Here is a 21,974-nt window from a genome sequence, read left to right as displayed (position 1 = left end):
ATATGGATTTAGTAGCGGTTTCTAGACGGTTCGACCTGACCCCTATATGGGATGCTTACACAGGGGAGAAGTTAAAAGCCACCTGTCAGGTAACTGTATGGGATAACCCAAGACGAGACGGTTTAACCACATTACGGCGAACGTTGTCTATGGCGTATTCTGTAAAACTACCTGTAAGGCATACCCTTATTATAGGGGGACAGGTTTGGATAGTATCAGCTTATTCAAACCCTGACACATGGGAAAAAGATGTAAGCCGTAAAGGTTATGTTGCTCAGTTGGCTGAATTAGGGAAGGTAGCCAGAACCAGCCAACTGTTAGACGGCTCAGGTGAACATGTTTATATGTCCAGAGTCTGGGTTAAGGATGTTAAAGATATTACAACATCCTCTGAATTTCAAAGTCAGTACTACATCTACTTTACAAAAGGTGAGCACTTTGAAGAGGGTGAATTTGCATTCATTAAAGACCGCTGGCACATCATTCGAAATATATACACGTCTACTGCCGGGTTTTATATAGCTGAATGTAATGAACTGGAACCTGAGTGTCTTTTCTCCTTATCAGTTGATATCGGAGATTACGATCCTGTTTCAGAAACAACTACTAAAAATATCCGCCAAATACCTGTTATTAAGCTGGATTGGCGGGACGACTATACCAACAGCCTACCATCAGCAGAACCTCAACAGGTCGGAGATATCCGGTTCAGAACCTCTCAAGAATATGCTGAATATTTGGAGAAAGCTGTAGAAGTCGATTTTGAAGGAGCGAAGTGGAAGCCTGTCAGGGTTGAGCATAAAAATCATGGAGCTATTTCTGTGGTAATTAGGAAAGTTTAATGCGGGTAGTTTTGAAAAAACCAAAGAACGGTTTACCTGTACTTAATTTGCTTCAAGCTCTTGTACGAAAAGAGGCTGCTGAACGGTTGATGTTTTTAGCTAAAGTGGCTCTTGAAGTTGCTACAGAACATACACCAAAGTGGTCAGGAGCTGCCACAGAGAGTTGGAAATTGTCGCTAAACGGGGAAACCGTAGTAGATTCCGGCTACCCAGTATTTGTTGATTCTCCTGCATTTGAGGAAGGTATCCATGACTCAAAAGCACCAGCATTTAACAGGTCTGTTGTAAATGCTGAATTAAAACGAATTCGCTTGGCGGTGTATGCAAAAGTCCGGGCAGGTAAAGATGTAAAAATCACTCTGTATAACTCTCAGCCTTATGCTACCAGATGGCTATCTTCCAACTCATTGGGAATTTTGCTGCGTGCAGTAAATCAGGATTACTACACGTTTAATGAGATTTGTGCCGAGGTAAGGGTATCTGCACGTTTAGCGCAATTCGGGAAGTGGTAATGGATAGAGAACTTTTTCGTGACGCGGTCACAACTAAATTCAGAGATAAATTCTCAAAAAGAACGGACTGCCTCGTTCAGTATGAAAACGACAAGCATGTCGATATTGGAGAAATAACTTTACCCGTGCTTTCTTATGAGGTTGTTTATTCAAATTCAGAGCAGGCAGATTTAAACGCTAATCCCTATATACATGATGAGGGGAATATTCTGGTAACAGTTTTAGTACGAGAAGGTACAGGTACGAAAGACCCCATCAGATTACGAGAGGAGTGTGCTGTCTTACTGCAACGCCAATATCTGGCCGGTGCTCAGATGGAAGTTGGCAAATTGCTACCTAATTCTCATGCTGTAAAAGGATGGGTAGGTTATAGGGTTTCTGTACCTTTTCATCATTATCATTTTTAAGAAAGGAATTCATGACATTACGTGTTGGCTCAACCTCCTATGCTCAGTTGGCTTTTATGCCTGAAGCTGAGATAGGAAAAACCCCGACTACCGGTAAGGGTATAGATTTAAGAATGACCGGTGAAAGTTTGGAACAAAACATTACAAAGGATGTTTCAAAGGAGATTAACCAGTCCCGTCAGGTATCCGGTATGTTTCTTACCGATGCCCAGACATCCGGTGGTTTTAATATTGAACTTAGTGCTCGTGAGTATGACCCGTTATTTGAAGCTCTGTTGATGGGTACATGGTCTAAGTTTGGTGATAACGGTGTACTTAGTGTTCAGAGTATAGCAATCTCTTACGATGACACTACACAGTTAAGTAAACTAGAAATCACAGCAAACAGAAATACTGACTTTACCAAGCTTCTGTCAGTTGGTAATTATTTCTCAGTTTCTGCTGACGAAGCTTCGGCAGAGTTTAACTATCCTCTTATAGTGGCCCAGGTTGAAGCTGGAAGTATTTATGTAAAAACAAAGCTCACTGACGCTACTTTGGCCACCAATGTGAAGGTATACCATGGTCATGTTAGTAATGGAGTGACTGATCGCTCATTCTCTATTGAAAAACGCTTAACTGATAAAGACCAGACATTTGTATATTCGGGTATGCACGTGAATAAAATGTCTTTAAGTTTTGAGAGCCAGGCTGCTGTAACCGGTAACTTCGATTTTATCGGTATGTCCTCAGAATGGGGTACCGGCCGGATGCTTGGAGATAAAAGTGAATATATCCCAAGCCAGACCGGAATCCCGATTAATACCGTTGTTGGTATGAAAGGTGCACTACTGGATGGAGAGGATGTCCGTGAAAAATTAACCGCTGCTATCGAAAAAATATCTATTGATTACGATAACTCTATGAAGGGTCATGCAGGGATAGGTGTTCTGGGCTTTGTTGATATTACAGCCGGAACTATTAATGCTGGCGGCACTATATCTATGTATTTTAATGATGCCAGTATTTACAACGATGTGATTAGTCAGAAGCATCACCGTCTGGAATTCGCTGTCTACGATAAAGATGGACATGGCTATGCATTTATCTTCCCGTGCTTAGAGTTGAAAGACCCTAAAGCAGCAGTTAGTGGTAAAGACGAAGCATTAAAAATGGAGCTGGGTTATACAGCTTTGCAAGACAGCGGAAATACTGATAAGACATTTTTTATTGAGAGGTTTTAAACATATATGGCAACAAAAAGCCGGAAGATACCAAATCAAAAAGTAGCAGGCTTTTGTCCTGAACGTGAGTACACCTTTGATATGGAGAAGGAAACACAGGGTGTCTGGGTTGATATAGATGCTGCCACTGACGCTAAGGTTAAGGTAGCACGGTTTGGTACTACTCGATACTACCAAGTTTATAATCAGATTCTGCAAAAAATTGCTCCGAACCCAGAAAGTCTGACTAAAGAACAAGAGGATGAGGCTGCCCGTAAAGTTCTAAGTGAGTCTGTAGCAGAATGTATCCTTCTGGATTGGAGAAATTTTGTAACACTAGACGGTACTGAGCTTCCATATTCAAAAGAAGAAGCCCTTAAATTACTCAGTTTAGATCCGTTCCTTGATTTAATTCTGACATTCTCTCAACAGGTAGAACGTTACCATAAATACGCACTGGATGCAGCTGTAAAAAACTGATTGCTGTCCTCGAATGGGAGAATAAGTTCGGGTCTTCAATTGAAACTTTCTTAGCTCTGCAAGCTGACGGAGTGAAGGTTAAAGCTTTAGAGATAAGACCTGAACTAAAACAGGAATATATATGGTTGTACAATGCATATTCCTTTCTCTCACCCAGCAGGACACTAGGTGCAGTGGGTGAATACTATATACCTTTGTCAGAATATGAAGCTTATTTTTCCATATTTAAAATAGAGGAGGTGTCAGTAAGAGAATTTGCTTTGACCGTTTTGTATCAAGTAGACCATGCGATGCTTAGTTTACGTTATGCAGAAAAAACCACCGGATAACCGGTGGTTTTCTTTAAAGTTCAAAATCGCTTAAGTCGTCTTCATTAAGTTCGGCATCAATCTGGCCGACCAGATAAGAACTAATTTCTACCTCCTGAGGTGCTACCTGCACGTTATCAGAAGAGAGCCATGAATTAATCCACGGAATGGGATTCTGTTTAATCCTGTACAGATCAGGTAAACCTACCACCTGCATTCTCTGACCAGATATAAATTTAATGTATTCAGTCAGGATAGTTTTATTCAGCCCAATCATAGAGCCATCTTTGAACAGATACTCTGCCCAATCTATCTCCTGTTGAACAGCGCGTTGAAATATATCTACTGAATCCTGCTGACACTCATTAGCAACCTGTTTCCATAACTCACCCTCTGAGCCATTACGCAAGTTATTCAACATCTGCTGGGTACCTGTGAGGTGTAAAGCTTCATCACGGGCAATCAGTTTGATGATTTTGGCATTGCCTTCCATCAGTTCGCGCTCAGCAAAAGCAAAGGAACAGGCAAATGAAACATAAAAGCGGATAGCTTCCAGTACATTGACACACATCAGGCATAGATATAATTTTTTCATAGTAGGTACAATATCAGTACCCCCTTGAATCCAGTCTTGGGTAGCTGCTATCAAATCATCGTAGTAGACAGCCACCTCATCAGCGCGGGCCAGAATATGCTTATTGTCCATGATGTCATTGAAGACTACCGACGGGTCGGTAAAGATATTCCGGATAATATGCGTATAGCTTCTTGAGTGTATGGTTTCGGAAAATGTCCAAGTGGTTACCCAGGTCTCCAGTTCAGGTAAAGAGCATATGGGTAAGAAAGCTATGCTTGGGCTTCGCCCCTGAATAGAGTCTAGAAGAATCTGATATTTCAGATTACTAATAAAGATGTGTTTTTCATGCTCAGGAAGACTGGCGAAATCTGAACGGTCTCTGGATACATCAATCTCTTCTGGTCTCCAGAAGAAAGACAACTGTTTTTCAGTTAATTTTTCCAGAAACAGGTATTTCTGCTGGTCATAGCGAGCCACATTTACAGATTGACCAAAGAACATAGGTTCCTGTAACTGATTATTATGATTCCGATTAAATATAGAAAAAGTCACAAATACTCCTTGAGGTCTTGCGACCTCATGAATTTAGATTTTACAAGCACCACTGTCACAACCACTGTCTGCCAACGAATCCTGAGTATCATCAGACCCGTCTCGGGTATTGTGGTAGTACAAGGTTTTAACTCCATATTTATAAGCAGTCAGCAAATCTCTCAGCAGTACTTTCATAGGAACTTTAGCGTTCTCATATTTTGCTGGGTCATAATAAGTGTTAGCAGAAATAGACTGATCCACAAATTTTTGCATCACGCCGACCAATTTTAGATAGCCCTCATTAGATTCTATATCCCAAGCCAATGTGTAGTCTCTGGCCAGTTGGTTAATATGTGGAACTACCTGTTTTAATATCCCATCTTTAGAAGCTTTAACAGTGACAAGTCCGCGTGGAGGTTCAATACCATTAGTAGCATTTGAAACCTGACTGGAAGTTTCTGAGGGCATAAGTGCAGTAAGCGTAGAGTTACGTAAGCCATATTTTTGAATGGCGAATCGTAAGTCTTCCCAATCCTGAATTAACGGAGTTGAGCAAAATTCGTCTATATCTGTTTTATAGGTATCAATCGGAAGTAATCCTTGAGCATAAGAGGTATCTTCGAAACTGCTACATTTTCCACGTTCTCTAGCTAAATCAATAGAGACAGTTAATAACATATACTGGATTGCTTCAAATAATTGGTGAGTTTTACGAACTGCTTCCGGACTACCATATTTCAGACCGTTAGCGGCCAGATACGTTGCAAAATTAATGACGCCGATACCCAGTGGACGACGGGCTAGGGTCGCTTGCTTGGCAGCTTCGGTTGGATAATCCTGATAGTCCAGTAAATTATCCAAGGCTCGCACTAATAAAAATAAAACCGTACCAAATGAAGCAGCAATGCCTTCATCATCTAAATCCTGTGTTTCAAAATCTATTTTAATAAATTTTTCAAGATTAATTGCGGCAAGTGTACAGAGTGCAACTTCACCCAGCTTTTCAGGGTTTTCGAGGCTTTCTCCCGGACGAGTGGGTAAAGTAATTTCAGCACAGAGATTAGACTGATAAATTGGAGCTTTCTCAGGATTAAAAGCACTGTGTGTGTTGCAGTGATCTACATTCTGAATATAGATACGTCCGGTACTAGCCCGTTCCTGCATTAAAATAGAGAATAAATCTTTTGCCAATACAGTTTTTTTACGAATAGACTTATCAGCCTCATAAAGAGTATACAATCGCTCAAATTCTGATTGGTCAGCAAAAAATGCTTCATACAAACCAGGAACATCAGAAGGTGAAAACAGTGTGATTTTCCCGTTTTCAATTAAACGGGTATACAACAGGCGATTAATTTGTACACCGTAGTCAAGATGCCGAACGCGGTTCTCTTCAACTCCACGGTTGTTTTTCAGTACCAGCAGATTTTCTACTTCCAGATGCCATAACGGGAAATATACCGTGGCAGCTCCCCCACGGACACCACCTTGTGAGCAGGATTTAACGGCTGCCTGAAACATCTTATAAAATGGAATACACCCAGTATGCTTGGCTTCACCGCCACGAATTGCACTGCCCAGTGCGCGAATTCGACCGGCATTAATACCAATGCCTGCGCGCTGAGATATATATTTTACAATTGTATTAGAAGTAGTATTAATGCTGTCGAGGCTGTCATCACAATCAACCAGAACACAGGATGCAAACTGACGGGTTGGGGTACGTAACCCTGCCATAATGGGTGTGGGGAGAGATATGAAAGACATGGCTAAAAACTGATAGAAAAATTTCACATAGCCTAGCCGGACATCTGCTGACTCTTTTCTGAACAAACACATTGCTACAAGCATGAACAGAAACTGCGGTGACTCATAAATTTTCCCAGTTGTCCGATTCTGTACCAGATATTTTCCTTCTAACTGTTTAATTCCTGCATAGGCAAAAGTCATGTCATAATCGTGATCAAGGAAATCATCAAGACTGTCAATTTCTTCTCTGCTGTAATCTTTTAAAATCTGACTGTCGTATAAACCCAATTCAGTTAGATTAGTGATATGTGTATATAACTCAGGCGGAAAAAAATCACCAAATGCCAGTTTCCGAATTCTAAATAAAACTAACCGGGCAGCGATGTACTGCATCTCTGGTTGCTTTTCTGAAATTAAATCGGCTGCGGATTTTATGAGCAGCAGATGGATATCATCGGTAGAGATACCATTGTAAAGTTGAATATGTGCATTTGCTTTAATTTCACTGATAATATCCGGAACCTCAAGCTGTATATAGTTCTGGTTATCCTTTTTTTCAGAGCAGCTTATTACTGCCCATTTTAAGACATCGTCAATCTTACTTTCATTATAATCTTCCAAATTACCATTACGTTTAGTTACTTTTAGATTTGACATAGTTTCACAGCGTTAATTAAGAGAAATAGTATTGTAATTTTTTGCGTTCTATTTGTACACAAAAACGAAACAAAAAGAACGAAAAAATGGTAAAATTAGGACTTCAAATGCGATGTCTGAGAGTTAATGGAAGAGAAGTACGAATTAGGTTTTAGTAGTGAAGGTTTGTCAGAGCTATTGGCACAAATAGTTAAATTAAACCAAGCTCTTACAAATTTAGGTCAAAATACTCAAGGTTTAGAGCACTTTAATCAGGAATTCCGCAATGTCGATGCGCAGATGCGTAAAAGCACGGCAGGGATGGTTCAGGCTTCCAGAAACCTATCACAGACGCTAGCCAGTCACTCACTTGCAACAGCAGAGTCTCTAAAAAATATTAAAAAAGCTCTGAGAGAAGTAGAACCCGAAGCTCGTAACTTTCTGACTAATCTTCTTAAGAATAATAACTTTGACCGTTACCTGTCTGACCTGAATAAATTAAATAAGGGTCATGAGTTTACCCGGAATCAATTGCAAAAGTTGGCTAAACAGGCAGAGGATTTTAATTCTGTCGTCGACCATCTTCGTAAGGACTCAGGGATTTTTACTGCGTTCAAAAATATGTTCGGCAGTGACGCAGCCTCGCATCTGCAAAGTAAGGATTTTCTGGCTGACTTAGACCGAATCCGTAGGTCTCTTAATCAGATTCAGAAAGTAGACACTTCCAAATCCCTAGACTCCCTGACTCGTCAAAATAATAGAAATCAGCTTTTAAATGATCAGGTAAGAGAACGTGTCAAAGTCTTACGTTCAGAGACAGAACTCAATAAGCTTAATGCAGCTCAGCTAGGTAAACACCTAGCTGAGCTTCGGGCGATAAGCACCGAATATAGTCGCATTCAGGCCATGCCTAAAGGAGCTGAGAGGTCTTCGGCTTTTAGGGAATATCGTAGAAACTATGGTTCGGCTGCTGCTACGGCTGCTTCACAGCAGAGTATTAGTAAAGCACTGGCGAGCGGAGATGTACGAGCTGCGCAATTACTGGCTCAGGCAGAAGGGCGGACTTTAGATGTACTGGTTAAACAGCAGAATGTCAGTCGCAATCTGAATCAGCAACTAGAACAGCGACTCGCTATTGCGCAAGCTGCATCTGTAAGTAATAGCAGACAGGCTGCACAATTAGAGGCACAGCTTCACTATTTGCGCGAGATGCGTAATGAGTATCTGCGTATCAGTGCTTTACCAGCCTCACCTTTAAAGTCCGCAGAACAGCGTGTTTATAAGTCTCGTTACGGTGCCTATGCAGCATCTGAAGCAAGCATGCCTACTATCAACAAGGCAATCGAGTCAGGTGAATCTGCATTATCACGCTGGCGACAGATAAACGGGGAAATTCGCAATGTAATGGTGTCTTCGCGTGACCTGCATCAGGTGTGGCGAGGTATGGCCGCAGGTGTTAATCAAATATGGTTGAGTTGGGGTTCTTTACTCCCAATGGCGGCTGGCCTTGCCGGAGCCTCTACAGTATTTAAGTCTTTAACTGTGGGTAAAGACTTTGGCTGGCAGATGGAACAGGTAGGTGTGGCTGCCGAGGCGGGTAGTGCAAAAGTAGCAGAACTGTCTCAAAAAATTCTGGATATGGGTTCCCAGCGGTTGGTTCAGGGACCAATTCAGATTGCACAGGCTTTAAAAGTTCTGACGCAGGCAGGTCTTTCAGCATCTGACGCTTTTAAGGCAATACCTGCCACACTTAATCTAGCTCTTGTAGCTGGCGACCTGTCCGATGAAGATTCTGCCAAGTTTCTGGCAGGTCTGCGTTCAGCATTTCATCTGAATAATGAAGACGGGTCTTTAAACGCGCATGCTTTGCAGGAGGCTGCTGACCAGGCTGCAATGGCAGCGAACGTTTCTCAGACTTCCGTAGGGAAGATGACTGAAGCACTAAAGCAGGCGTCCTCTGAGGCTGCCCGTTTTGGCTTATCGGTTACAGATACTTCTGCTGCGCTGTCTATTCTGGCTAAATATAATATTGAAGGTTCCGCAGCCGGTACATCTCTGAAGAATTTTCTAAGTGACCTTTCAGGACGTACAGCGAAATCTACTAAAGCCCTTAACCAGTTAGGTCTGTCAATTTATGATGTGAACGGAATGGTAAAACCGTTCAGTCAGGTGGTTGCTGAGCTGCAATCTAAATTGCGCGGATTAACTGATCAGCAGCAACAGCAGTGGTTAAAAGCCATATTCAACGAGCGTGGTTTGAAGACAGCCAACATTTTGCTGTCTCAATCTGGAGATGAATTTACTAAACTGCATAACCAGATTGCCCGTGCGGGTGAAAACATGGGTTACACCACGACGCAGGCTGCTCGACTGGGTGATACTGCTCAAGGTTCTTTCCTGAAAATGAAGAACTCCTGGGAAAACACCTTTGCCTCAATCGGACAAAATACCCAAGGTGATTTTAAGGGTTTGATGTCTTCGCTTTCGAACTTTGCTAACGATGGTAATGTTCGTCAGATTATTACAGGTCTTACATCGGGATTCCTGAAACTGGCCGACACGGTTGTAAATACTGTTAAGGTTTTAACTCCGGTTGCTCCATTACTCACGGGCATTGCCGCAGCCGCCGCTACTGTATCGTTTATGAACTGGGTAGGCGGACTTGGTCTGGTATCAACGGCTGTTGGCTTAGTCTCATCTGCCTACAAAAGTGCTTCTCTAGCTACACAGACATTTGCAGCTATTCAGGCTGGTACAGCAACCACGCTGGCAGGAACTACTGGAACATTAGCTGCTCTCAAAACAACTGTTACCGGGTTGTTTACCGCAATGGGACCCATTGGCTGGTCTGCATTGGCTGTAGGTGGTTTTGCTGCGTACATGGTTTTATCCAAAAAGGCTGTAATTGATTTATCCAGTGAAATTAAAACTCTGGATTCCAGTTTAGCTGCGGTTAAAACCGATGTATTGGAGAAATTTAATACAACTGGTGCCGGTCTTCGTTTAGATCAGAAATTAGGTTTAGGCTATAAGTCAAACTTCCAGCAATATGCTTTGGAAGCTGAAACTACAATTCAGGCTTTTGAAAAGAATCGTCAGAGGATTGATGCAGCAGTACAAGATTCCCTTGCTCAGATAAACTCAGCAGCAAGTCAAAGCTCTGCGTACCGGATAGAGCAGGAAACCTTGTTGCTTGACCGTAAACGGACATTAATACAAGAAGAACTAACACGATTTGACCAGGCTACTCAGCATAAAAATGAATTAGATACTCAATCTGCCCAGATTAGAAGTAATCTGGTGAACGACCTGTATACGCTTGAAATGAATTTGATGTCTAAGCGTACTGCGATGGCTATGCAGCATATGCAGGAAATCCAGGCAGAAGCTGTAAAAACTCAAAGTCTTCTCAGTAGCTTAACTGACGGAAAAAGATCAGAAGCCCATGACCGTTTAGAATTCGTAAACAATAAAGACTTCCAGCATCTGTTAAACCCCGAAGATAAGAAATTTAAACTTCTTGTATCTCAGGGTATGCCGGCAAATCAGGCTAATGCTCTGACATCTTCTACATTTACAGAAGATGAATTACGGGAGAGATTAAATAAATTACTCACTCCTGCCGGTTTAAAAGAACTTAAAGAGCAAATCGAACTAGACCCCCAACGGACAGCCATTTACCTGCAAAACCTGAAAATCGGTGCTGAAAATCTGGCTTCAATAAGTGCTTACAAAAATCAGACCCCTTATGGTGTGAAAAGGGGTTCTGAGGGTATTGCTGATATTTATGCTCAGACATTAGACCCTAACCCAGGCAAACGTAATCTTCTGTCTAGTAGTAACGCTCACATAACTAAGGATGCTTTACCTGCTTTAACCTCGTTACTGTCACAGGCTGAGGCGAAACTGGCCGGAGAACGTAAAACTTCCCTTGAAGTTCGTCAGTCTAAGAATCTGATTGAAAACCCGCCTGTATTAAATCCGGCGTCTTCCAGACCTTTACCTACATACAATTCAGACTTAGGTAATCTGGAAAAGACTGCTTTACAGGATACACAGAAGTCACTACGTGACCAGATGCAGAAAGAGCTAGCTGCAAAGGGAAGTGTCTCAGATTCTCTGGTAAAAGCCTTTATGGACAATGCGCGTGCACTGGATGAAATCAGCCAGTCTGAGTACACCCGTAAACTGCGCCAGAAACAAATAGAAGCTGAGAATTTTCTGAAAAGTAAAGGTTCCGCTGAGGATAAAGCCCGCGCTCAGAAAACTCTGGATGCTATCAAAAATGTGACAAATAAGGGTTCAGAACTGGCATATCAGGCTCTGACCAGTGGTATGACGAGGGTCACCTCTGGTTTTGGCCACAGACATTCACCTAAAGCTGGGGCTTCCACTTACCACAACGGTATAGACTTGGCCATGCCTGTAGGCACAGTGATTAATGCACCGGAGAGCGGTAAAGTTATCCGCTCTTGGTCTGGTGGTGCCGGTGGAACACAGATGCAATTTCAGGGCGACAGCGGAATCATCTATGGTATGGCGCACCTGTCTGCCGTCCTGCGTCAAACAGGTGACAGAATAGAACGCGGGCAGGCTTTAGCCCGCTCTGGAAACACAGGTAACACTACCGGACCACATCTACATCTGACAACAACTGTTAATGGAAAAAAGGTAGACCCTAGAACAGTAAAGCTCGGTCAGCGTAGTGGAGCGTCCAATGCGCTCGCAAGTGCTATAGGTGGAGATACTACTAACTATACTGAAGCTGCACGAGATACTGTACGTGAGCTGCAAATGCAGGCTCAGAAATACTCTTTAGACCAGCAGAGTAAACTACTGGAGCAAAAGAAAGTAGAAGTAGATCTGCAAAATCAACTGGGCGTTATTACTGACCGTGAAAAAGCCAGACAGGAGATGCTTCTGCAAGTTGAAAGCCTGCGTATAAAACAGGCTCAGGCTCTGGCTGAATTAAAGTCTAAAAACGTAGATGAAAATGCAACAACTTATAAAGATACATTTGCAGATTATCAACGTCAGATTGAAAACACACAACGTACATTTGAAGCTGCTCAACAGGCACAAACTAACTGGAAAGTTGGCTTAAAACGTTCTTATAACCAGCTAGTAGATGAATCTATTAGCTATGGTACTTTTGCACAAAAGGCTTTTAATTCAGTTACTGACTCTGTCATTTCAGCTATGCAGAATCTGGCTGTAACCGGAAAACTAAATTTTAAGAGTATGACAGCCAGCATTCTCGGAGACTTAGCCAAAATAGCAATGCGAATGGCTATGCTGAAACTCATTAATGTAGGGATGAGTGCTTTCGGAGGTGGTGCAGGTGGTAGTTTAAACAGTTTATTTGCTCGCGGCGGTGTTGTATCACAAGGCGGAACCCTCGCTTATGCTAACGGCGGCGTGCTGCATCACCCGACTACATTTGCTATGGCCAGAGGTATGGGGCTGGCAGGTGAAGCTGGTCCGGAAGGAATTTTACCCTTAACCCGAATGGCAAATGGTGATTTAGGTGTACAGGCTACCGGAGGTGGAGCAGGTACGGTAATAAATACTCCTGTAACGGTGTCTGTAACTATTAACTCAGATGGTAGTTCTGAGTCGTCTGTGGATGCCAAAGGAGCTGAGGGTTTAGGCCGGACAATAGGTAAAACTATAGAGACTGAGGTTTATAAGATTTTAACAAAAGAAACACGTGCCGGTGGCATGTTCGCAAAGGGTTAATAAAGTATGGATATATTTAATCGAGACTGGATTCCGGACCGAGATATGGGTGTTGAGGATAGCTCGGATGCTGTAAAGGTGATTCAATTTGGTGGAGGTGTCGTGCAACTAATTCCATTGAGAGCTGGTTCACCTCTGAAAGTCTATAGCCTGACGTTTACACGTAAGCCTGCAACCATTAAAGCAATTGAGGATTTTTTAAACCAGCATACAGGTAAGCGTTTTCTATGGGAACCCCCTCTAGAGAGTCAACAAATAATTGTTATTCATTCTGATAAATCCATTAAAAAAACGGGATTTGAAGATGTTCTGTCTGTAAAGTTCACTGAGGTTGCTATTTGATGAATGCACGTATTAACCAGATGAGTGAAGAGTGGTTTAAAGCCACTGAAAAGTTGGATCAGGATGTACTGGTTGAACTCTGGACAATTGATTTACGGAATATTGGTGGTCAGATTTATAGGTTTGCAAATGATACTAACGAGCTGGGTAAGAATTTTATCTGGCAAGGGCATGAATTTGCAGTTTACCCGATTTTAGGTGAGGGATTTGAAGTCTCCACGCAAGGAACATCTAACAGACCAACTCTGACAATATCCAATGCTCTGGGCTTTGTAACCGGAGCTGTAGAAGAGTATGACCAATTAAAACGAGCCACTGTCTATCGGCATTTGGTCTATAAGCAATTTATGGATGCTGAAAATTTTGCTGAGGGGAATTCTTCTGCTGACCCGTTACAGGAGATTAAAACCAGCTACGTTATTGAGCGTATGGTTTCCTTAACAAGAGAACAAGGGGTATTTGAACTGGCAGTGCCCAGTGAGTCAGATGGTGCAACCGTACCATGCAGGGTGATGACCTCACAAAATTGTTGCTGGCAGTATCGTGGTGAAGGCTGTGGTTATACCGGACACGCTGTGGCCGATGAAAATGATATGCCCACCAACGACCCCTCACTAGATAGCTGCGGTAAACGTTTATTGAGCTGTAAAGCCCGATTCGGAGAAACCGCTGTGTTACCAATCGGTGCTTTCCTGTCAGCAAAAAATGTAAAGGCCTAATATGAAATTAACTAAAAAAGTCCAAGGTCTGATTAAAACTCATGCGGCAGACAGCAAAACAGAAATTTGTGGTTTTGTTGTACAGAATAAAAGAAGTCAGACCTACTACCCGTGTACAAATGTTTCAGCTCTACCTGAGGAGAGTTTTGAAATAAGTTCAGATGACTGGATAACTGCGGAAAAGCAAGGAGAGGTAGTCGCGATTGTCCACAGTCACCCGAATAATGAACCTTATCTATCTGGTGCAGACCGGGTAGCTCAGCACCAAAGTAAGTTACCCTGGGTTTTAGTAACAGGAGGTGAAATAAAGACGTTCAGATATGCCCCGTTATTACGCGGAAGAGTGTTTGAATATGGAACACAGGATTGTTTTACTCTGATTCGTGATGCTTTTATGCTGGCTGGTATTGAATTTCGTGACCATCAGCGAATTGACATTAATTATGATGCGGAAATTCACAGCTTTGAAAATAACCTGCCTGACGGAGGCTTTTCTAAAGTTCAGGAACTACAGGTGGGTGACGTTATTCTGACAGCTTACAGCAATATTCCTGCCCATGTTCTGCTGTACATTGGCCACGGGGAAGTTATTCATCATAAGGTTGACCGCCTAAGTGGTAAAGAAGTCTACACAGAGGCACTGCGCCGGCGCACTGACAGCATCTGGAGACATAAAGACTGGCAGCCGGACATGATTGCAGCCATAAAGAATGATTTAGAAAATAATGTAAGAGGTTTAAGTGATTAAAGTTGTTTTTCATGGCGATTTACGTCGATATGGTCAGGAGTTCAGTCTGCACGCTCACAGTCCGGCTGAGGCTCTGAAAGCCTTAATGGTACAGATTGAAGGCTTACGTGCTTATATTAATGCCGGACAGTATCAGGTGAAGTTCAATCAGGATATTCTGGATGAAGAAGCTGTTAAAGAAAAATTCCACCAGTATGCTAAAGGTGAGTTACATCTGACACCTGTTACTTCTGGTGCGGGTAAATATACACAGATTGTTGTAGGTGTAGTGTTGATTGCTGCAAGTTGGTATGCAGGTGGTGCTGCTGGCTGGGCATATCTGGGAACAGGTACATTGGCCGGCGGGATGTTTATGATGGGTGCGTCACTGGTGCTTGGAGGTATAGCCCAGCTATTAACTAAAACACCATCACTAGATATGAACTCTGGCAAAGAGGAAAAGTCCAGCAGAAATACATCATTTTCTAATCTGCAAAATTCTGGAGCAGACGGTCAGCCTGTTCCTCTTGCTTATGGTCGTGTCCGGTGTGGTGCGAGAGTGATCAGTCAGGGTTATCAGACCCGCAGGGTAGATACTAAAAATGACCCGGTAATGCAGAACCCGGATATTGGTTTAAATCTGAATTTAAAGAAAACGTTTGTGTCTCCGGTAGCAGCAACTGCCCCTAACGGCGTTGCTTACAATATTGACCGTAATAATGATAGTGTACTTAATGCCAATTATACTGTTAGTGTAGGAGTGGATTGATATGGGTGGTAAACAGTCTAGTGGTGGTAGCCGGACACCTTATATTGCCCCTAATACCGGCTCAAGTGCTCAGTCTCTGAAAGTAGTTCATGCTATATGTGAAGGGGAAATACAAGGTTTTGTAACTAAAGATCCTCTGCAATCCGTATATTTTGATAACACACCTGTACAAAGCCGGTCTGGAGAATTTAATTTTCACGGTGTAACCGGACTATTTACTACTGGTGCCGCTGATCAGACTTATCTGCCTGGATTTGAGCAGGTTGATAATGTTACGAATGTAGGCGTGGAAGTTAAAAAATCTCTGAATATTTCCAGAACTGTGTCTAATGATAATCTGACCAGTTTACGGGTGACTGTAGGTGTAAGTAAAAATTCCAAGACAGATAAAAAGACCGGAGATGTTAAACCTACTACCACACAAGTAGTGGTAGATTTAGTTAAGAATACTGTCTTCTCTTCTCAAGTAGTAACATTCACAGAGAAAAGCAGCGGTAACTTTATGACCGATGTGGTATTTGATAAAGTTCCGGCCTCACCATTCAATATCAGAGTTTCCCGAATTACCGACGATAGTAACTCGGATTTAGTGGTGAATAATACCTATTTTTTCTCGTATGTCGAGATTATTGGTACAAAACTGAATCACGCTAACACTGCGCTGGCTGCGTGGTCAATTGATACTGATCAGTTTGGAAGCAGTATGCCTACGATTACCTATGATATTCTGGGTAAGCTGATTCAGGTTCCTTCAAATTACGACCCTGTTAATGGGACATATAACTCTCCGGTTTGGGATGGCTCTTTCAAAGTGGCGTGGTCTAATAATCCTATGTGGGTGCTGTATGATATTTTAACGACCAGTCGTTACAGCAGTATTGCCAGTCGGATACAGGCTTCTGACATTGATAAGTGGACACTTTACGCTATAGGTAAGTGGTGTGATGATTTAGTTGACGATGGGTTTGGCGGAAAAGAGCGTAGGGCAGTATGCAATGTTTATGCTTCGGAAGAGCGCGCTACTTATGACTTAATATCTGACTTGTGCTCTATTGTGACCGGTTATCAGATTTGGAATGGTGCTCAGTTCTCAGTAGTGGTCGATAAAAATGACCCACCGGTTGCACAATATACCAATACCAATGTGGAAAATGGTCAATTTACTTATTCAGGTGTAGGTGTTAAAGCTATTCATACTGCCGTGTATGTTCAATATATTGACCGGAATAACAATAGCGAGCCTACACAAGAGTTAGTACAGGATGACGAGGCAGTCCGTAAATATGGGTTTATTGCCAAAAATGTTACTGCATTTGGCTGTGACAGTCGCGGTCAGGCTATCAGGTTTGCAAAGTGGCTGCTTGAAACTGAGCGACGTCAGCAGCTATCCGTATCATTCACTGTAGGTCGGGAAGGTTTAAGACATTTACCTCATGACATCATTCAGGTGGCTGATAGTGACTACGCAGGAACACCCTTAGGCGGTCGAGTTACTTCGGTTAAGGGTAATAAAATACGAGTGCCAAGTCTGAGGCTTGAAGAAGTTCCAAGTAAGCCTAAAACGTAATAGATTGCTGAAATAACAGGCAAAAAAGAGTATAATATACGCGGTTTAACTGCGTATATTTTTATGGTTGAAGTAACAAAAATTGATCTGGGATTAGATTCTACAGGTAGAGGTGGAGACAGTCAAAGGACTGCATTTGAGAAGTGTAATGATAATGTTGATATTCTGGTTGATAGCATCTCCAGGGTGTCAGAACAATTAGAAACTGTTAGTAGCACTAATAAGGAATTAACTACAACTATTAAAAACTTCGCTACTAAAGGGGATAATTCCGATATAACAGCTTTAAATGGCTTAAAACACAATATTATTCAGCCAGCAGATGCTTCGGATAATATGGGTTCTGTTACTCTGCGCCAGCTTAATGCTAAGTTTGCTCAAGGCTCAGGTTCTTCAAGCGGTACAACCCATGTAGTTTCAGACTACATCGGAGCTATTCAGTGGTTTAATGGCTCTCGTGCCGCAATCCCTGTCGGATACATACCAGCGGACGGACAACTCCTGAATAGAGAAGATTACCCTGAATTGTGGGACACACTGTCAAGAGACTTACTTAATATAGTTAGTGATACAGAATGGCTTAGTGCCTCAGATAAACGTGCTTCTTTTTCTTCCGGAAATGGCTCAACAACTTTTCGGGTTCCGGATATTAACGGTAAGCAGTCTGGCAGTCTGAAAGGGTTGTTTGTTCGTGGTGATGGTTATGCTGCAAGCGGTACTGTAAATGGCGATGCTATCAGAAATATTGAAGCTTCTATTCATGCAGCAGGGGCTTCTGCCTGGCAGTTGCCCTCAGGAGCGTTTTATTTAGCCGGCAGCAATGCTACAGTGGCTGAATACACTAACTCAAGTATGTCACCCACAATATTGAGGTTAGATGCATCAAGAGTCGTTCCAACCGCAAATGAAAACAGACCTGTCTCCGCTAATTTTATAGCTATCATTCGTGTAAACAATATTCTTAGTGTTAATACACGGCAGGAAATTGTGACAGCTCAGTCTAATGTACCTGTTAATGGCTCAGTAGTATCCGGGGGTGTTTTAGAAACTTCACTCTCAGTTAAAGGCAGTAAATACGCATCAGCCAGTATAAATAGTATTAAAACAGTTGGTGTAGACGGAGCTGGTATTCAATTTAATACAGTGGATTACTCAACTAAAACACCTACTACTCGCCAATATACTTTAAATTCAGATTCCGGAGAGATTTTTACTTATAGTAATCCGGCAATGGGACGAAATAAGTTGGGGCTGGGTACTGCATCTACCTATAATGTTGGTCAGGATGGTGCCGTCATACCTGTACTGAATCAATCTAACGTATTTTCAATGCCTCAGGTTATTAGAACATACGGAGGTGGGAACACTAATCTTTGTTTAGAGAATAGTGCTGGTTGGGGTGCTGGAGGTGCAGTTGTAACTGGGCAGGTATATCGAGGTCCGTTGTTGACTTCCAGTTGTCCTATGTGGGGTGATCAGCAAAGAGGAATACGGGCAGACTTCTTTATAGAAGAATGTGCGGGTTATTCTACACAGGCAACTATTAGTCTTAAAGATTGGAGTCAGAACTGGCATTACTGGGTATTTAAAAATGATAACAACGCTTATAGTTCTGGTACTTGGATTAGTTCATCTGATAAACGTTTAAAGACTGAATTTAAGGTTATAGGTTCAGATACTGATATTCTAGAGCAGTGCAAATCCTTCAGAGGTTATGTATTCAAACGAAAAACCAATAATCATTATGAAGCAGGATTTATAGCACAAGATATTGAAAAGGTGCTGCCTGAAAGTGTCTACGTGAATCAGGATATCACTCTGAATGACGGTACAGTAGTCAAAGACTCATTAAGTCTGGACTATGGTGCCATGAGTGCCTATAACCATGAGTGTATTCTGGCTTTAATCAGTAAAGTGGATGAGTTAACTAAAAAGATTGAGAGTTTAGAGAAGAAACAGGAGACGGATGCCGAAGTTTAAGCATAAATCCGTAGTAGGCGGTACAATTTTTGTAGCAACAAAAAATGGTATCAAGAGCGCAAAGATAACAGCTCAATCTGGAAGTAACTTAACTATCGACCCTGTTATCCCGATACAAGAGGGAGATACTTGTGTTATTCATATGGATGTTAAGTCCAGGCTGTTTCGCACTGTAAGTATCACAGAGAACGCCAGAGAAGAGACCTACACCATCTCAGCAGTTAGTCACGACCCTTCTAAGTATGGTGAGATAGATTCAGCCGCTAATTTCCCGACCACAATTAATAAAACTGATAAAGCCGAAATTAATAATATTACGGTCTCAGATGAGGGCGGTAAGGTTAATGTAGGTTGGGATGGGTCATTGTCTGGTTCCTACGTTTCTTATGATGTCAAGGTTTACCGTAATGGTGTGTTTTATCGCCATATACCTGACGCACAAACCCCTAATATAGAATTAAATGATTTACCTTGTGGTAACTACCGTATAGAGATACGAGGTAGGACTGCTAAAGGTACACTGTCAGAACCTCAGGTAAAGACTTTTGTTATTGACTACACCTTGACAGGATTTCAAGCAAAAGGCGGCTTATATTCTATTCACCTATCTTGGGTTAATCCTATAACTGTCGTAAATCAGGCTTGTACCGAAATATTCATAAACACTGAGAACAGATTAGACACTGCGCAGTTATTGGTTTCTGTACCTTACCCCACTAGTAGTTACACAGTACAAAATGTAAAACTATCCGACCACTATTTTCTATGGGCGAGATTTAAGGATGAAACTGGGGTAACTGGTGATTTCACAAATGTTATTGAAGCAACCGCCGACCCTGACCCTAAACCTATTCTCGACCAGATTAATGGAAGTCTATCTTTTGAACAGTTTAAACCAGAAATTACCGACGAATTACTTCAAAACATCCCAGACTTCGCTGGGGACAGTCAGGAGATGGCTGGAGATGATACACCGCGCGCTGGAAAGTGGGATGTTTACTCTCAGATTACCAGCGGTGACTATGCTCTAACCAAACAAATAAAAGCGGTCAAATCTCAGGTTAATCAGAATATAGCTACTGTCGCTGAACAGATAACAACATTAGCAGATAAGCAGCATGCTGAGAGTGAAAAACTAACCACAGTCGTTGCACAGGTTAATGATGCAAAAGCTCAGGTTACCGAGGTTGCTCGTTCATATGCGGACCTGAATGGGAAGCTGTCTGCGACATGGCAGGTGCAGGTGTCTGTAGATAATTCTAAAGGGCAACCGGTTATCGGAGGTGTGCATCTGGGTGTGGACGGAGCCAGCGGTCAGTCTGAATTTGTGGTACAGGCAGATAAGTTTGCGGTCTGGACAAGCCAGAAAGTGCCTCTGTTTACCGCTCAGGAAGGCATACTTGGTTTAAATGGGGATTTAGTACTTTCTGGTACTTTGAGTGGTAAAACTTTAATCGGTAACGAACTACGAGGTGGCCAGATAAATGGTGGTTCATTAAACATAGGTAATGGACGTTTTGTAGTTGATAACGGAGGTAACGTCAGCATACGGGACAACAGTCAGACTAAACGTGGACTGGTTCTTACTAGTCAGAATATCTGTGTATATGATACTAACGGAAATATTATGGTTGTTATCGGATATCTATCCGGACGGTATTAGAGGTGTTGTTTGTACGGTATAGAAGTTTATTTAGGCTCAGGTGTAAAACTCCTGTCTACAACTGAAATGGGTGTAGCGTTTGATATTAATAAATCCGGACAGAATGTTGATTATAGCTGGACACCCAATAAATATTCTCAAGTTGAATTCCCACTTTCGCCCATTATGGGTTACTGGTCAGACTCTGAACAAGGTGTAGTTGATCAGTTCAATGCTGCAACCTCTGACTCTGTAGCTCATCAATTATGTGAGAACACTTATACTCCCGGCTCAATTTCCTATGCCAACGGGCACATAGTTAGTTCAACAGCCAGCCTTCTAGGTTTAACAAATACAATAAATTCCCCGGCTAAAGCTATTATTCAGCCCAGTGCACCTACATATGGGTTTTGGGGTCAGGGGAGTCTGATCAGCATTATGCAAGAGATGTCTTCATATATGCTTAAAAGTAAATTTGTTCAGCGGTCACGGCGGATGTGGATGAAACGTGGCAAAGTGAAATTTGACAGTCCTACCATGCATCTATTAGTAGTGCGTGTAGGACAGGATGAAGTGGCTGCTTTATATCCGGCGGATTTCTCCAGTTCATTTTCTATTGGATTATTCAGTAAGACACCTACACAGGAAATCTACGTAATTTTCAGTGAAGCTGATTACGTGGATATTCAGATACAAATATATAGTAAATGGCCAACCGCACCTATCTATCCGGGCTACGGTATTGAAACTTTCCGGACAGACGGTAGTAAAACATTTACATCTCAAAATCCACCCCTGTTACCGGTCTTTGTTTCTAACTCAGGGAGTATCAATTCTATTCCGTCATCAAGCTACAAACTTGGATGCGTATTCAGTCGTGTAGATACTTTTGTCTATGGGAGACAGTCAGGGTCAACTGCCTGCTGTGTATTTAACGGTATTAACTGGGTGCATGGTAGTAAATGGGCTTCATCTCTAATGGGATTTACCGGCGGAGGCGAATGGAATCCAAGTGATAAATCCAAACAGTTCTCTTTTAGTATGGGTACATTTGACTCAAATACATGGGACTGGATGGCCAGCAGAAGTTCAAACTCGAAAGAAGGAGCCTACGTGAAATACTCCTTACCTAAGTTTGCAAAAGACAGAGGAATAACTAAAGAGGCTTTAGAGCAGGTGGGGGTTTTTATGGGTGTGGTAATGTATTAGTTAAATTCACTGTTATAATTCATTTATAATAGT

16 protein-coding genes are annotated in these 21,974 nt (G+C 42.2%); 14 read left to right on the top strand and 2 right to left on the bottom strand.

The genetic code is table 11. The features are described from left to right. Positions 1-2 precede the first annotated feature (2 nt). From GYY70_RS05445 to GYY70_RS05425, 5 genes are all read left to right on the top strand, one after another. The gene (locus tag GYY70_RS05445) at positions 3-842 is read left to right on the top strand and encodes a hypothetical protein (protein ID WP_174831542.1); all 840 of its coding nucleotides are present in this window, start codon (positions 3-5) and stop codon (positions 840-842) included. Then, the gene (locus GYY70_RS05440) at positions 842-1,354 is read left to right on the top strand and encodes a hypothetical protein (protein WP_174831541.1); all 513 of its coding nucleotides are present in this window, start codon (positions 842-844) and stop codon (positions 1,352-1,354) included. Before GYY70_RS05445 ends, GYY70_RS05440 begins: the two co-directional genes overlap by 1 nt. Then, positions 1,354-1,761, top strand: coding sequence for a hypothetical protein (locus tag GYY70_RS05435; RefSeq protein WP_174831540.1), 408 nt, complete (start codon positions 1,354-1,356; stop codon positions 1,759-1,761). Before GYY70_RS05440 ends, GYY70_RS05435 begins: the two co-directional genes overlap by 1 nt. Positions 1,762-1,772: 11 nt before the next feature. Next, on the top strand, positions 1,773-2,984 hold the full coding sequence (locus tag GYY70_RS05430) for a phage tail tube protein (RefSeq protein WP_174831539.1): 1,212 nt from the start codon (positions 1,773-1,775) through the stop codon (positions 2,982-2,984). 81 nt (positions 2,985-3,065) lie between these two features. Next, positions 3,066-3,443, top strand: a complete 378-nt coding sequence (locus tag GYY70_RS05425) for a hypothetical protein (protein WP_174831538.1) — start codon at positions 3,066-3,068, stop codon at positions 3,441-3,443. Between the two features lie 342 nt (positions 3,444-3,785). On the opposite strand, the gene nrdB is transcribed toward GYY70_RS05425, so the two are convergent. Then, the gene (nrdB, locus tag GYY70_RS05420) at positions 3,786-4,829 is read right to left on the bottom strand and encodes a class Ia ribonucleoside-diphosphate reductase subunit beta (protein WP_238791853.1); all 1,044 of its coding nucleotides are present in this window, start codon (positions 4,827-4,829) and stop codon (positions 3,786-3,788) included. An 84-nt stretch (positions 4,830-4,913) separates the two neighbouring features. Next, complete coding sequence (gene nrdA / locus GYY70_RS05415; protein WP_174831536.1) at positions 4,914-7,268, bottom strand: class 1a ribonucleoside-diphosphate reductase subunit alpha; 2,355 nt, start codon at positions 7,266-7,268, stop codon at positions 4,914-4,916. A gap of 126 nt (positions 7,269-7,394) precedes the next feature. Between nrdA and GYY70_RS05410 the strand changes: the two genes are divergently transcribed. From GYY70_RS05410 to GYY70_RS05370, 9 genes are all read left to right on the top strand, one after another. Next, complete coding sequence (locus tag GYY70_RS05410; protein ID WP_174831535.1) at positions 7,395-12,986, top strand: phage tail tape measure protein; 5,592 nt, start codon at positions 7,395-7,397, stop codon at positions 12,984-12,986. A gap of 6 nt (positions 12,987-12,992) precedes the next feature. Beyond that, positions 12,993-13,328 (top strand): phage tail protein, encoded by a 336-nt coding sequence (locus GYY70_RS05405; RefSeq protein WP_255454278.1) that lies wholly within the window; start codon positions 12,993-12,995, stop codon positions 13,326-13,328. Then, the gene (locus GYY70_RS05400) at positions 13,328-14,047 is read left to right on the top strand and encodes a phage minor tail protein L (RefSeq protein ID WP_174831533.1); all 720 of its coding nucleotides are present in this window, start codon (positions 13,328-13,330) and stop codon (positions 14,045-14,047) included. The genes GYY70_RS05405 and GYY70_RS05400 overlap by 1 nt, the downstream gene beginning before the upstream one ends. A 1-nt stretch (position 14,048) precedes the next feature. Then, positions 14,049-14,795: a C40 family peptidase gene (locus GYY70_RS05395; protein WP_174831532.1), complete on the top strand. Its 747-nt coding sequence runs from the start codon at positions 14,049-14,051 to the stop codon at positions 14,793-14,795. Beyond that, positions 14,788-15,543 carry a tail assembly protein gene (locus tag GYY70_RS05390; RefSeq protein ID WP_174831531.1) on the top strand — a complete coding sequence of 252 codons (756 nt, stop codon included), beginning with the start codon at positions 14,788-14,790 and terminating at the stop codon, positions 15,541-15,543. Before GYY70_RS05395 ends, GYY70_RS05390 begins: the two co-directional genes overlap by 8 nt. 1 nt (position 15,544) lies before the next feature. Next, entirely contained in the window at positions 15,545-17,110 is a 1,566-nt protein-coding gene (locus tag GYY70_RS05385; RefSeq protein WP_174831530.1) for a host specificity protein J, read from the top strand. A gap of 63 nt (positions 17,111-17,173) precedes the next feature. After that, positions 17,174-19,090 carry a tail fiber domain-containing protein gene (locus GYY70_RS05380; RefSeq protein WP_174831529.1) on the top strand — a complete coding sequence of 639 codons (1,917 nt, stop codon included), beginning with the start codon at positions 17,174-17,176 and terminating at the stop codon, positions 19,088-19,090. After that, the gene (locus tag GYY70_RS05375) at positions 19,077-20,753 is read left to right on the top strand and encodes a DUF1983 domain-containing protein (RefSeq protein ID WP_174831528.1); all 1,677 of its coding nucleotides are present in this window, start codon (positions 19,077-19,079) and stop codon (positions 20,751-20,753) included. The genes GYY70_RS05380 and GYY70_RS05375 overlap by 14 nt, the downstream gene beginning before the upstream one ends. Positions 20,754-20,762: 9 nt before the next feature. Then, on the top strand, positions 20,763-21,941 hold the full coding sequence (locus GYY70_RS05370; protein WP_174831527.1) for a hypothetical protein: 1,179 nt from the start codon (positions 20,763-20,765) through the stop codon (positions 21,939-21,941). Positions 21,942-21,974 lie beyond the last annotated feature (33 nt).

Source organism: Snodgrassella sp. ESL0324 (assembly GCF_013344955.1).
Taxonomy (GTDB): Bacteria; Pseudomonadota; Gammaproteobacteria; order Burkholderiales; family Neisseriaceae; genus Snodgrassella; species Snodgrassella alvi.
The sequence above is the reverse complement of the archived record's forward strand: the minus strand, read 5'-3'. Positions and strand labels throughout refer to the sequence as shown.